8 protein-coding genes and 1 CRISPR repeat array (1 of these 9 cut by a window edge) are annotated in these 13,214 nt (G+C 68.7%); of the genes, 7 read left to right on the forward strand and 1 reads right to left on the reverse strand.

Annotated elements, in window-relative coordinates:
• Positions 1 to 127: direct repeats of the CRISPR family, unit length 29 nt (it extends 330 nt beyond the left edge of the window).
• A 167-nt stretch (positions 128 to 294) separates the two neighbouring features.
• Positions 295 to 4,290 (reverse strand): GH92 family glycosyl hydrolase, encoded by a 3,996-nt coding sequence (locus tag ACIPXM_RS07305; protein WP_401652924.1) that lies wholly within the window; start codon positions 4,288 to 4,290, stop codon positions 295 to 297.
• A gap of 390 nt (positions 4,291 to 4,680) precedes the next feature.
• Between ACIPXM_RS07305 and ngcE the strand changes: the two genes are divergently transcribed.
• The 7 genes from ngcE (at position 4,681) to ACIPXM_RS07340 (ending at position 13,008) form a co-directional block, all read left to right on the forward strand.
• The gene (ngcE, locus tag ACIPXM_RS07310) at positions 4,681 to 6,123 is read left to right on the forward strand and encodes an N-acetylglucosamine/diacetylchitobiose ABC transporter substrate-binding protein (protein WP_401652926.1); all 1,443 of its coding nucleotides are present in this window, start codon (positions 4,681 to 4,683) and stop codon (positions 6,121 to 6,123) included.
• A 73-nt stretch (positions 6,124 to 6,196) separates the two neighbouring features.
• Positions 6,197 to 7,126, forward strand: coding sequence for a carbohydrate ABC transporter permease (locus ACIPXM_RS07315; protein ID WP_401652928.1), 930 nt, complete (start codon positions 6,197 to 6,199; stop codon positions 7,124 to 7,126).
• Between the two features lie 15 nt (positions 7,127 to 7,141).
• A complete protein-coding gene (locus tag ACIPXM_RS07320; protein ID WP_401652930.1) occupies positions 7,142 to 8,104 on the forward strand; it encodes a carbohydrate ABC transporter permease in 963 nt (320 codons plus the stop codon).
• A 156-nt stretch (positions 8,105 to 8,260) separates the two neighbouring features.
• Positions 8,261 to 9,481: an ROK family protein gene (locus tag ACIPXM_RS07325; RefSeq protein WP_401652932.1), complete on the forward strand. Its 1,221-nt coding sequence runs from the start codon at positions 8,261 to 8,263 to the stop codon at positions 9,479 to 9,481.
• 122 nt (positions 9,482 to 9,603) lie between these two features.
• Positions 9,604 to 10,704, forward strand: coding sequence for a sugar ABC transporter substrate-binding protein (locus ACIPXM_RS07330; protein WP_401652934.1), 1,101 nt, complete (start codon positions 9,604 to 9,606; stop codon positions 10,702 to 10,704).
• A gap of 154 nt (positions 10,705 to 10,858) precedes the next feature.
• Positions 10,859 to 11,701 (forward strand): ATP-binding cassette domain-containing protein, encoded by an 843-nt coding sequence (locus tag ACIPXM_RS07335; protein ID WP_401652936.1) that lies wholly within the window; start codon positions 10,859 to 10,861, stop codon positions 11,699 to 11,701.
• A complete protein-coding gene (locus ACIPXM_RS07340; protein ID WP_401652938.1) occupies positions 11,698 to 13,008 on the forward strand; it encodes a sugar ABC transporter permease in 1,311 nt (436 codons plus the stop codon). The genes ACIPXM_RS07335 and ACIPXM_RS07340 overlap by 4 nt, the downstream gene beginning before the upstream one ends.
• The last annotated feature ends 206 nt before the right edge of the window (positions 13,009 to 13,214 follow it).

Consider the following 13,214-nt stretch of genomic DNA (forward strand, 5'->3'; position numbering starts at 1 on the left):
TCCCAGCTCCGCGAGCTCCCGGGCGACGCGCACCGTGTGATCCCCGCGCATGCGGGGTTGGCCCCTTCCGCACCTCACCGGGCAGGTAGAGGGTGGCGGTGATCCCCGCGCCCCCCTCGAAATCCCTTAGAACTACCGCGCAGCGGAAGCATGCCAGTACGTGCTGCGCAACCTGATCCGCGGCTAAGGATCACGGAACAGCACGGAACAGCGAAGAGGGCCCGTCTCCCACGGAGACGGGCCCTCCCACATCCCGCCGCGAATCAGCGGCGGAAGGAATCAGCGGCGGAAACCTCAGCCCAGCAGCTCGACCTCCGCCAGCTCGCCGTACGTGACCGCGGGCCCAGCCGTCGCGTCAGTCCCGCCCGGCCCAGCCGTCCCGCCCGCTCCAGCCGTCCCGCCCGGCCCAGCCGTCCTGCCCGCTCCAGCCGTCCCGGCGGCACCCGCACCCGCACCCGAACCCGCAGCCACCGGCCCCACCGGCACCGGCACCAGCCGGTACTTCGCGTACGTCCCCGCCTTCGCCACCGAGAACACCCGGGTCTGCCGGTCCCACGCGAACGACTCCCCGGACCGCCGGTCCAGGTCCCTCCATCGCGTGCCGTCCGTCGAACCCTGCAGCACCCAGCCCGTCGGGGCCTTCGTCCGGTCCGCCGACGAGGTCAGGGTGTACTGGACCACCCGGACCGGCTTCGCCGCGGGCACCGGCAGTTCGACGGCCGCGGCCAGCGGGCCCGCCGTCGCCGAGGTGTCGTCGAACAGTGGTCCGGTGCCCACCAGGGCGTCCTTGCGCGGGGTCGGCACCTCGTCGTCCTGGGTGACCGACACCGGCGCGGCGCTCCGGCCGGTGCCCCAGGCCGAGGGCTTCGGGCCCATGTCGAAGGACAGCACGCCGCCCTTGGCGAGCAGGTCGTGCGGCAGCGCCGTCGACGTCCAGCGCTTGCCGTTGACCTTCACGCCCTGGACGTAGATGTTGCGGGCGCTGTTGCGCGGCGCCTCGACGACCAGGGTGCGGCCGTTGTCCATCCGGACGGTCGCCTTCGTGAAGAGCGGCGAGCCGATCGCGTACTCCCCGCTGCCCATCACCAGCGGGTAGAAGCCGAGCGAGGAGAACAGGAACCAGGCCGACTGCTCGCCGTTGTCCTCGTCACCGTGGTAGCCCTGGCCGATCTCGCTGCCGGTGTACAGCCGGTCCAGGACCTCGCGGACCTTCGCGGCCGTCTTCCACGGCTGACCGGCGGCGTCGTACATGTACGGCACGTGGTGCGCGACCTGGTTGGAGTGGCCGTACATGCCCATCCGCACGTCCCGCGCCTCGGTCATCTCGTGGATGACGCTGCCGTACGACCCGGCGAACTCGGGGCTCGCGGTCTCCGGCGTCGAGAAGTACGCGTCGAGCTTCTTCGCCAGGCCCGCGCGCCCGCCGTACAGGTTGGCCAGGCCCCGGGAGTCTTGCGGGGCGGTGAAGGCGTAGCCCCAGCCGTTGGTCTCGGTGTAGTCGTAGCCCCAGATCCTGGGGTCGTACGAGGCCGACGGCACCCGCCAGTCGCCCTTGGCGTCGCGGCCCTGGAAGAAGCCCGCCTTGGCGTCGAAGAGGGTGACGTAGTTGCGGGCCCGGTTCAGGAAGTACGCGGACTCCTCGCGGTAGCGCTTCTTGCCGGTCTTCTCGTAGAGCGCCTGGCCCATCCGCGCGATGCCGTAGTCGTTGAGGTAGCCCTCCAGGGACCAGCTCAGACCCTCGTGGGTGTCGGTCGACGCGTAGCCGGTGAAGGGCGAGGTCTCGGTGCCCTTGCGGCCGACGCCCCGGCTCGGCGCGACGACGGTGGCGTTCTTCAGGGCCGCCTGGTACGCCGCCTCCGCGTCGAAGTCGACGCCCTTGACGTACGCGTCCGCGAACGCCACGTCGGAGGAGGTGCCGGTCATCAGGTCGGCGTAACCGGGCGAGGACCAGCGGGAGATCCAGCCGCCGTCCTTGTACTGCTGCACGAAGCCGTCGACGAGTTCGCCGGCCTTGCGCGGGGTGAGGAAGGAGTAGGCGGGCCAGGTGGTCCGATAGGTGTCCCAGAAGCCGTTGTTGACGTACGGCTTGCCCTCGACGATCTTCGCGCCGGTCCGGGTCGGGGTGTCGGGCCCGGCCGGGGCGACGAACGGGCTCGCGTACTTGTACGTCGAACCGACCTTCTCGAAACCGGAGTTGGGGTACAGGTAGAGCCGGTAGAGGCTGGAGTAGAGGATGGTCAGCTGGTCGTGGCTCGCGCCCTCGACGGTGACCCGGCCGAGCACCTTGTCCCAGCCGCGCTGCGCGCGCTCGCGCACCGTGTCGAAGGAGGTGCCGTCGGGGATCTCGTCGGCGAGGTTGGCCTTCGCCTGCTCGACGGAGATCAGCGAGGTGGCGATCCGCAGGGTGACCGTGCGGTCGTCGCCCGCGTCGAAGCGGAAGTGGCCGGTGACGCCCGCCTCGGTGTCCTTGCCGGAGGCGGTGACCGGCGCGTCGAAGACGCCGTACACGAACATCCGCCCCGCGCCCGCCGACAGGCCGCTCTTCACGTCCGAGAAGCCGGTGAACGAGCGGGTCGCCGGGTCGAGGGTCAGGCCGCCCTCGTCGGTGACGTTGTCGAGGACGACGCTCGCGTCGTCGCCGGGGTAGCGGAAGCGCATCACGGCGGCGTGGTCGGCCGGGGCGATCTCCGCCTTGAGGCCGTTCTCGAAGGTGACGCCGTAGTAGTGCGGCTTCGCCGTCTCGTTGGCGTGCCGGAAGGACAGCGCGCGGGCGGTCTTCCCGGTCGGCGGGGTGCCGGCCGCGGCCGACGGCATCACCTGGAAGGTCTGCCGGTCGCCCATCCAGGGGCTCGGCTGGTGGCTGGCCGAAAGTGCCTGCAGGGTGGGCAGGTTGGGCGCGTTCACGGTGTCGTTGCCGCGCGCGTACTCGTAGATCCAGCTCTGCGAGGCCGCGTTGGTCACCGGCGTCCAGAAGTTGAAGCCGTGCGGGACCGCGGCGGCCGGGAAGGTGTTGCCGCGCGAGAACGAGCCGGAGGAGTTGGTGCCGCGGACGGTCGACGCGTAGTCCGAGACGCGCGCGTACGGGCGGGGCCGCTGCTTCGGCGCGATCGACACGTCGTCGATCCAGCCCTGGAACTTGCCCGGGCCCTTGGGGGAGTCGTATGCCACCAGGATCCGGTCGACGGTACGGCCGCGGGCGACGTCGCCGATCCGCGCGGTGACCTGGTTCCACTGGTTGACGTAGAGCCGCTTGGCGGCGCCCTGGCCCTGCGGGCTGAGCGCGCCGCCGTGGGTGTCGGTGGCGCCGAGCTCGCTGAGGTAGCTGCCGTCGGTGAAGGCGAGGTCGATCGAGACGTTCGTGGCGGGGTAGTTGAGATCCGTCTCGGCCGCCGACATCGACGGGAAGATCTTGTACGAGAGTTCGGTGTCGCGCTCGATCCGGGTGTCGACGTCGAACACCTTGTTGTACGAGAAGGCCCGGCCCTCGCCCTTGTGGGTGCCCGCGTAGCGCAGCGCCCGCATCCCGGTGAAGCCCACCCCGGACTTGGCGGTGGGGGAGCCGGTGGGCCCGCGGTCGACGGCGCTGCGCATCTCGGGCGGGACCGGCTGGGAGGTGTCACCGTTCGAGAACTGAACGTCGGCGAGCTGGGTGAGGCCCGCTCCGACGTTCTTGGTGATCTCCAGGCGGTAGTGCGGGTAGGCGGTGGCGCCGCCGCCGGGGACCTCGTACGACTTGGTCTGGAACCGCTGGGCGAAGCTCTCGCCGGAGCGGGTGTCGAGGACGGTCCACTCCTTGCCGTCGGCGGAGCCCTTGAGGGTCCAGTCGGCCGGGTCGCGTTCGGCCGCGTCGTTGGCCGAAGTCAGCGCGTACGTGGCCAGTTTGACCGGCTCGGCGGTGTCGAACTCCAGCCAGGCGGTCGGCTCGAAGACCAGCCATTTGGTGCCGGGCTGGAGGTCGACCAGGTTCTCCTTGACCTCGCCCGCGCCGGTGTGTTCGCCGCTGGCGCGGACGGTGGTGACCTGGTCGGTGACGTTGCCGGGGATGCCGGTGACGAAGCCGCCGTCGACGCCCGAGACGCGCTTGGCGCCGTCGGGACCGACTTCGACGGTGTTGCGCCAGGTCGGCTGGGTTTCGGCCGCTTCGAAGGAGCTGGCGAAGGTGGTGAACTCCTGGGCGGATCCAGCGGGTTGGTCCGTTCGGTCCGGAAGCGCCTGAGCCACCGTGGGGGTGAGGCTCAGTACCAGTGCCGCCGTGGCCGCCAGACAGACCGCTCTGCGTTGGGGCTGCATGCCGTGTCGTCGCTCCTGCCGTTGATCCTAGACAACGTTGTCAAAGAGGTCACGCGAGAACCCAGGAGAAGGGCAAGTGGCGGATGGTGTCAAGGGTGTTGACGCGAATTGGCGGGAGGAACCGGGGCAGAAACACCGGCGATATCGCGCAGGTCTCAACTCGGAGAAGACTGCCGGAGAATGCTGGTTTCGATCTTGCTCCCGGAACGGGAAGTGGACTATACCTGTCGGCGTCCAGCCAGTCGTCGACAGAACAGTCGAACCACGGCGGCCCGACGCCTGCACGACCCAGCTGCAATTGACCGCGGTGGCGGGGCCCTTCGCCTAGGCGAACTCTGTACGGGCGACCGGTACACCGCCTGAGTCCTGAATGAAGGCGAGGACTTGAGCATGGGATCCACCTCCGCCCCGAACAATGAGGGCCTCGGCCGTCGCGATCTGATCAAGCGTTCTGCCGCACTCGGTCTGATCTCGGTACCGACCATGAGTTTCCTGTCGGCGTGCGCCTCCAGCGGCGGCGACGACGACAAGGGCGCCGACAAGCCCAAGGGCGAGAAGACGAAGGACAATCCGTTCGGCGTCGCCAAGGGCGGCAAGATCGACGTCGTCGTCTTCAAGGGCGGTTACGGCGACGACTACGCCAAGGCGTGGGAGGCCAGCTTCAACAAGAAGTGGGGCGTCGCCGCGACCCACACCGGCACCCAGGAGATCACCGGCAAGCTGCAGCCGCGCTTCAACGCGGGCAACCCGCCGGACATCGTCGACGACTCCGGCGCCCAGAAGATCAAGATCGACGTGCTGCACAAGAACGGTCAGCTGCTCGACCTGGCCGAGGTCCTCGACGCGCCGTCCGTCGACGACCCGGCGAAGAAGGTCCGGGACACCCTGATCCCCGGCACCATCGACGCCGGTGTCCTGGAGGGCAAGACCGTCGCCCTCAACTACATCTACACGGTGTGGGGTCTGTGGTACTCCGGCAAGCTCTTCAAGGAGAAGGGCTGGACCGAGCCGAAGACCTGGGACGAGTTCCTGGCCATCTGCAAGGAGGCCACCGCGCAGGGCATCGGCGGCCTGGCCCACCAGGGCAAGTTCCCGTACTACATCAACGTCGCCATCATGGACATGATCGCCAAGACCGGCGGTCTCGACGCGATGAAGGCGATCGACAACCTCGACCCCAAGGCGTTCGTCGGCTCCGACGCCGCCAAGGCCGCCGTCGAGGCGATCTACGAGGTGGTCGAGAAGGGCTACCTGATGCCCGGCACCAACGGCCTCACCCACACCGAGTCGCAGACCCGGTGGAACCAGTACAAGGCCGCCTTCATCACCTCCGGCTCCTGGCTGGAGAACGAGCAGCTCAAGCAGACCCCGGCCGACTTCGACATGAAGTTCATGCCGATGCCGCTGCTGCCCGGCAGCAAGATGCCGTACGAGGCCATCCGGGCCGGCTCCGGCGAGCCCTTCATCATCCCCGCCAAGGCCAAGAACCTGGCCGAGGCGAAGGAGTTCATGCGGATGATGCTCTCCAAAGAGTGGTCGACGCTGTTCGCCAAGGAGGCCAACTCGCTCACCATCCTCGCCGACGGCGTGGACCCGAGCGTCAAGCTCCGCCCGGGCACCCAGTCCACCGTCGAGGCGTCCAAGAAGGCCGGCACCAACACCTTCCAGTTCCTGTACACCGAGTGGTACAGCGAGATGGACACGGAGATCCAGAACGCCTCCAACGAGCTGATGGCCAAGCGCATCCAGCCCGCGGAATGGCTGAAGCGGGCGCAGGCCGCGGTCGACAAGGCCGCCAAGGACCCGGCGTCCAAGAACAACCACCGCGCCTGACACACGCGCAGTCCCGGCGCGCGCGGCGGCGCGCGCCGGGATCACCACCGGGGACATCAGGGACAGGAACGCCATGCGCAAAGGGCAGTACAAGTTCGTCACGGGATTTCTCTTCGTACCCGTGGCTCTCTATCTGGTCTTCGTCATCTGGCCGTACATCCAGACGTTCGGCTACTCGCTGACCGACTGGAAGGGTCAGTCGCAGACCTTCTCCTTCGTCGGTCTCGACAATTACGTCGCCCTCTTCAAGGACGACGTCTTCCTGGGAGCGGTCTGGCACAACATCCTGTTCCTGGTGTTCATCCCGGTGATCACCATTCTGCTCGCGCTCTTCTTCGCCTTCATGGTGAACGCGGGCGGGCGCAGCCGGGCCGGCGGAGTCTCCGGTGTCGGCGGCTCGAAGTTCTACAAGATCGTCTACTTCTTTCCGCAGGTGCTGTCGCTGGCGATCCTCGCGGTGCTGTTCGGCGCCGTGTACCGCAGCGACACCGGCGGCATGCTGAACGGCGTGCTGCTCAAGCTGGGACTGATCGACGCCGACCAGCCGGTGGAATGGCTCAACGAGCCGAACTTCGTGCTCTGGGCCCTGATGGCGGTCGTCGTCTGGCACGGTGTCGGCTTCTATCTGGTGCTGTTCTCCGCCGCCATGCAGTCGATCCCGCGCGACATCTACGAGGCCGCGCTGATCGACGGCGCGGGCCGCGCCCAGTCCTTCTTCCGCATCACGCTGCCGCTGCTGTGGGACTCCGTGCAGACCGCCTGGGTCTATCTCGGCATCGTGGCGATGGACATGTTCGTGCTCGTCTCCACCATGACCCAGGGCGACTACGGCGGTGGCCCCGACCACCACAGCGAGACCATGTCGACGGTCATGATGCGCAACTTCCTCTACTTCGGAAAGAGCGGCTACGCCTGCGCCATGGGCGTCGTGATGCTGCTGCTCACCCTGATCGTGTCCGTGGTCACGCTGCGCGCCACCCGCCGCGAGCGCCTTGAGTTCTGAGCGGGAGAACCGACGATGACTGCACCCATCCAGAAGTCCGACCAGCCGTCCGGCCGCGCGTCCGGCGCCGGCACCGGCGGCTCCGTGCCCCGCCAGCGCTCCGGCGGCCGGGGCGCCGCCCCCGCCGCGGGCGCGCCCCGCGAGGGCACCGTCCTCAATGTCTTCTCGCACGGATTCCTCGCCCTGTGGGCGCTGATGATCGTGCTGCCGCTGCTGTGGCTGGTCCTGAGCTCCTTCAAGACCGACTCCCAGATCGCCGGGTCCGCCTTCGGCTGGCCGACGAACTGGACCTTCGACGTGTTCAGCCGGGCCTGGAGCAAGGGCATCGGCGACTACTTCGTGAACACCGTGATCGTCCTGGTGTTCTCGGTGCCGCTGACCATGCTGTTCGGCGCGATGGCGGCGTACGTGCTCGCCCGCTACGAGTTCTGGGGCAACCGCCTCATCTACTACTTCTTCGTGGCCGGCTCGATGTTCCCGGTCTTCCTGGCCCTGGTCCCGTTGTTCTTCATGGTGAAGATGCTCGGGATGCTCAACACGTACCAGGGTCTGATCCTGGTGTACGTCGCCTACTCGATGCCGTTCACCGTCTTCTTCATGCACTCCTTCTTCCGGACCCTGCCGACGGCGGTCTTCGAGGCGGCGATCCTGGACGGGGCCTCGCACACCCGGGCCTTCTTCCAGGTGATGCTGCCGATGGCGAAGCCCGGTCTGCTGAGCGTCGGCATCTTCAACACGCTCGGGCAGTGGAACCAGTTCGTGCTGCCCACGGTGCTGATGCAGCCGCAGACGGGTGACGACCCGGAGCGGTACGTGCTGACCCAGGGCCTGATCCAGCTCCAGCAGCAGCAGGGCTACGAGACCGATCTGCCGGTGCTCTTCGCCGGTGTCACCATCGCCATGATCCCGATGCTGGTGGTGTACCTGTCCTTCCAGCGGCAGGTCCAGGCGGGTCTCACTTCGGCCACGCTCAAGTAACGACATGTGACGTGACGGTCCGGCCCCGGAGACATGATCTCCGGGGCCGGACCTTTTGCTTCCGGATTCCACTACCGTCGAGGACTTGACGGCGACAAGCCCCACGAAGGAGCTTGGAGTTCATAACTTGTACACGTCGTAGGGTGGAGAGAGTCAATGGAGACTCCGGGGTCGCAGTCCTCGCTGCACCGGGCCAATCTGGAGCGGGTCGTCCGTGCTGTTCGGATGGCCGGATCGCTCACCCAGGCGGAGATCGCCAGGAGCACCGGCCTGTCCGCCGCCACGGTCTCCAACATCGTGCGGGAACTGAAGGAAGGCGGCACGGTCGAGGTCACCCCGACCTCCGCCGGGGGCCGCCGGGCCCGCAGTGTCTCGCTCAGCGGGGACGCGGGCATCGTCATCGGCGTCGACTTCGGCCACACCCATCTGCGGGTCGCGGTCGGCAACCTGGCCCACCAGGTGCTGGCCGAGGAGGCCGAGCCGCTGGACGTGGACGCCTCCGCCGCGGAGGGCTTCGACCGGGCGGAACAGCTGGTCAGCCGGCTGATCGCGGCCACCGGCATCGGCCGCGACAAGGTGATCGGGGTGGGCCTCGGCGTCCCGGGCCCGATCGACGTCTCCTCGGGCACGATCGGCTCCACGTCGATCCTGCCGGGCTGGAGCGGGATCAACCCGGCCGACCAGCTGTCGGCGCGGCTCGGCGTGCCCGTGCACGTCGACAACGACGCCAATCTGGGCGCGCTCGGCGAGCTGGTGTGGGGGAGCGGCCGGGGGGTGAAGGACCTCGCCTACATCAAGGTGGCGAGCGGCGTGGGCGCCGGTCTGGTGATCGACGGCCGGGTCTACCGGGGCCCGGGCGGCACGGCCGGGGAGATCGGCCACATCACCCTCGACGAGTCGGGCCCGGTGTGCCGCTGCGGCAACCGGGGCTGCCTGGAGACCTTCGCCGCCGCCCGGTACGTGCTGCCGCTGCTGCAGTCCAGCCACGGGCCCGATCTGACCATGGAGCGGGTGGTCCAGCTGGCCCGTGAGGGCGATCCGGGCTGCCGCCGGGTGATCGCCGACGTGGGGCGGCACATCGGCAGCGGGGTGGCCAACCTCTGCAACCTCTTGAACCCGAGCCGGGTGGTGCTCGGCGGCGACCTCGCGGAGGCCGGGGAGCTCGTCCTCGCGCCCATCAGGGACTCCGTCTCGCGGTACGCGATCCCCAGCGCCGCCCGACAGCTCTCGCTGGCCCCCGGCGCCCTCGGCGGCCGGGCCGAGGTCCTGGGCGCACTCGCCCTGGTGCTCAGCGAGATGGGGGATTCGACGCTTTTGCAGGGGTCTGACAGTGGGCTGCCGCTGGCCGCCACCACCCCCACGCCTGCCTTCACTTAGATAACGGATGGCACCGTTGTCATCTCGTTAAGGATTTACTCCTTGACGTTGAGGTTGCGGCCGAGTTGACTTCCAGCCACCTCGGCCGCAACGTCGCGGCCTCGTCAGGGAGGCAACCCCACATGAACGCAGTGACGCGTCGCGTCGTCATAGGCACGGCCGCGGTTTCCATGGCCCTCTCCCTCGCCGCCTGCGGCAAGGCCGGCGACAGCGGCTCGGGCGACTCGGGCGGCGGCGACAGCAAGACCATCGGCCTGCTCCTGCCGGAGAACAAGACCACGCGCTACGAGACCTTCGACCGCCCCATCATGGAGGCGAAGATCAAGGCGCTCTGCTCCGACTGCGAGGTCAAGTACAACAACGCCGCGCAGGACACCGAGACCCAGAAGAAGCAGTTCGACGCCCTCGTCACCCAGGGCGTCAAGGTGATCATCCTGGACTCGGTCGACTACAAGGCCACCAAGTCCTGGGTGCAGCAGGCCGAGAAGAAGGGCGTCAAGGTGGTCGCGTACGACCGCCTGGCCGAGGGCCCGATCTCCGCCTACGTCTCGTACGACAACGAGAAGATCGGCCGCCTGCAGGGCGAGGCCCTGGTCAAGGCGCTCGGCGCCAAGGCCAAGGAGTCCAATGTCGTCATGATCAACGGCTCGCCGACCGACCCGAACGCCCCGCTGTTCAAGAAGGGCGCCCACAGCGTCATCGACAGCGCCGTGAAGAAGGTCGTCTACGAGCAGGACATCCCGGACTGGTCCCCGGACGAGGCGAACAAGAAGATGGGTGCCGCCATCGACTCCCTCGGCAAGACCGGCTTCCAGGGCGTCTACTCCGCCAACGACGGCATGGCCGGCGGCATCATCACCGCCCTCAACAAGCAGGGTCTGAAGATCCCGGTCGGCGGCCAGGACGCCGAACTCGCGGGCCTGCAGCGGATCCTGAAGGGCGATCAGGCGTTCACGATCTACAAGCAGATCAAGCCGGAGGCCGAGACCACCGCCGAGATCGCGGTCAAGCTCCTCAAGGGCGAGAAGATCGACGACCTGGTCCCGATCAAGGTCACCAGCCTCACCGGCGAGTTCAAGGACATCCCGGCGAAGCTGTACGACGCGCAGGTCGTGACCAAGGAGAACATCGCCTCCACGATCATCGCGGACAACGTCTACAAGGCGGCCGACATCTGCACCGCCGAGTACAAGGCGGCCTGCGACGCGGCGGGCATCAAGTAACCCCACCCGCCCCACCGGAACCGGTCCGGCGCCCCAGCCCCATCCATCGCCCCGCAAGCGGGGGCGGGGCGCCGGACTCCCCACGTACCCCCTGCTCCTCCCCCTCAGGGGGTACGCCTCGCACCACATCCCCGCCGGTCAGGCGGCGAAGGAGATGATTCACGTGTCCGCTACGCCCGTGCTGGCGTTGCGCGGGGTCTCCAAGCGGTTCGGCGCCGTCCAGGTGCTCACCGATGTCGATCTGGAGATCCACGCCGGAGAGGTCGTCGCCCTGGTGGGCGACAACGGCGCCGGCAAGTCCACCCTCGTCAAGACGATCTCGGGCGTTCACCCGATCGACGAGGGCACCATCGAGTGGGACGGCCGCCCGGTCCAGATCACCAAGCCCCACGACTCCCAGAACCTCGGGGTCGCGACCGTCTACCAGGACCTCGCGCTCTGCGACAACCTCGACGTGGTCGCCAACCTCTTCCTCGGCAGCGAGGTCAGCTCCGGCTCCGTCCTCGACGAGATCGCCATGGAGAAGCGCGCCCGGGAGCTCCTGGACACCCTGTCCATCCGCATCCCGTCGGTCCGCATACCCGTCGCCGCCCTCTCCGGCGGCCAGCGCCAGGTCGTGGCCATCGCCCGCGCCCTGATCGGCGACCCCAAGGTCGTCATCCTGGACGAGCCCACCGCCGCCCTCGGCGTCGAGCAGACCGCCCAGGTGCTCGACCTCGTCGAGCGGCTGCGCGAGCGCGGCCACGGCGTCATCCTCATCAGCCACAACATGGCCGACGTGCGCGCGGTCGCCGACAAGGTCGCGGTGCTCCGGCTCGGCCGCAACAACGGTGTCTTCGACGTCGCCGGCACCAGCCACGAGACGATCATCGCCGCCATCACCGGCGCCACGGACAACGCCGTGACCCGCCGCCAGGCCCGCAAGGCCGACCCCGCCGCGGCCGCCGACCCCGCCGCCGCACAGCCCGAGACGCCCGAGAAGGGGGACGCGAAGTGAGCGACCTCGCCAAGACCCCCGCGACCGCCGCCGAGACCGCCGGAGCCCCCGAGGCCACCGGGACCTCCGCGGCGCCCGTCCCGGCCGTCGACCCCCGCCTGCTCGTCCGCGAGGAGGGCTTCAAGGGCTACTGGACCGAGTTCACCCGCAAGATCCGCGGCGGCGAGCTCGGCTCGCTGCCGGTGATCCTCGGCCTGATCGTCATCGCGATCGTCTTCCAGCTCCAGAACAGCAACTTCCTGTCCGCGAGCTCGGTCGCCAACGTCGCCGTGTACGCCTCGGGCCTCGGCATCATGGCCGTCGGCATCGTCTTCGTGCTCGTCCTCGGCGAGATCGACCTCTCGATGGGCTCCGTCGCCGGAGTCGGCGCCGCCGTCTGGGCCGGCCTCCAGGTCAGCAACGGCATGAACGAATGGCTGTCCATCGTGCTCGCGGTGCTCGCGGGCACCGCCATCGGCGCGCTGCACGGCTTCTTCTTCGCCAAGATCGGCGTCCCCGCCTTCGTGGTGACCCTGGCCGGCTTCCTCGGCTGGATGGGCCTCCAGGAGTGGCTGATGGGCGGCGAGGGCTCCATCAACACGCCGTCCGGCAGCGTCGTGGAGAACCTCACCAACTACTTCTTCGCCGACAAGATCGCCGCCTACGGCCTCGCGGTCGTCGCCATCGCCGCGTACCTGCTCTCGCTGCTGCGCGACAGCGGCCGCCGCAAGGCCGCCCAGCTCCCGGCCCGCCCGATCGCCGAGATCGCGCTGCGCACCGGCGTCGTCGCCGTGCTCTGCCTGGTCGTCGCCTACGTCATGAACGAGCCCGAGGGCGCCCGCGGCCTGCCGCTCGCCCTGGTGCTCTTCCTGGCCGTCCTGGTGCTCGCCGACTTCGTCGCCCGCCGCACCGTCTTCGGCCGCAAGGTCTTCGCGGTCGGCGGCAACGCCGAGGCGGCCCGCCGGGCCGGCATCAACGTGGACCGGGTCCGGATCGCCGTCTTCGCGATCTCCGGCACCCTCGCCGCCTTCGGCGGCCTGTTCATCGCGAGCCTCTCCGGCGGCGCCACCAAGAGCCTCGGCGGCGGCAACACCCTGATGCTGGTCATCGCGGCGGCCGTGATCGGCGGCACGAGCCTCTTCGGCGGCCGCGGCAAGGTGTGGTCGGCACTCCTGGGGATGATCGTGATCCAGTCGATCCAGCAGGGCCTGAACATGATCGGCATGTCCAACGCCATCCAGAACATGATCACCGGCGCGGTGCTGCTCGCCGCCGTCGTGATCGACTCGGTGTCGCGCCGCACGCAGAAGACCGCCGGTCGCGCGTAACCAACGTCACGTACAGTCCGCCCGGCACCGGGAAACCGGCGCCGGGCCCTGTCGCGTCCGGAAGGGTACGGACGCGTAGCCACGCGTACGGACCAGTGGGACCGGCCGGCCGGACCAGTGGTGTGTCGGCCATTCGAGTGGCGCACCACCCCCCGGCCCGCTGCCCACGATCCAAGACGGAACATTAGACTCGACAAATCGGCAAG

Source organism: Streptomyces sp. NPDC090025, from assembly GCF_044748125.1.
GTDB lineage: Bacteria > Actinomycetota > Actinomycetes > Streptomycetales > Streptomycetaceae > Streptomyces.

Bases quoted from the DNA above. Each gene is read 5' to 3' on its own strand.
- ACIPXM_RS07305 (WP_401652924.1), bottom strand. From the start codon at position 4,290: ATGCAGCCCCAACGCAGAGCGGTCTGTCTGGCGGCCACGGCGGCACTG.
- ngcE (WP_401652926.1), top strand. From the start codon at position 4,681: ATGGGATCCACCTCCGCCCCGAACAATGAGGGCCTCGGCCGTCGCGAT.
- ACIPXM_RS07315 (WP_401652928.1), top strand. From the start codon at position 6,197: ATGCGCAAAGGGCAGTACAAGTTCGTCACGGGATTTCTCTTCGTACCC.
- ACIPXM_RS07320 (WP_401652930.1), top strand. From the start codon at position 7,142: ATGACTGCACCCATCCAGAAGTCCGACCAGCCGTCCGGCCGCGCGTCC.
- ACIPXM_RS07325 (WP_401652932.1), top strand. From the start codon at position 8,261: ATGGAGACTCCGGGGTCGCAGTCCTCGCTGCACCGGGCCAATCTGGAG.
- ACIPXM_RS07330 (WP_401652934.1), top strand. From the start codon at position 9,604: ATGAACGCAGTGACGCGTCGCGTCGTCATAGGCACGGCCGCGGTTTCC.
- ACIPXM_RS07335 (WP_401652936.1), top strand. From the start codon at position 10,859: ATGATTCACGTGTCCGCTACGCCCGTGCTGGCGTTGCGCGGGGTCTCC.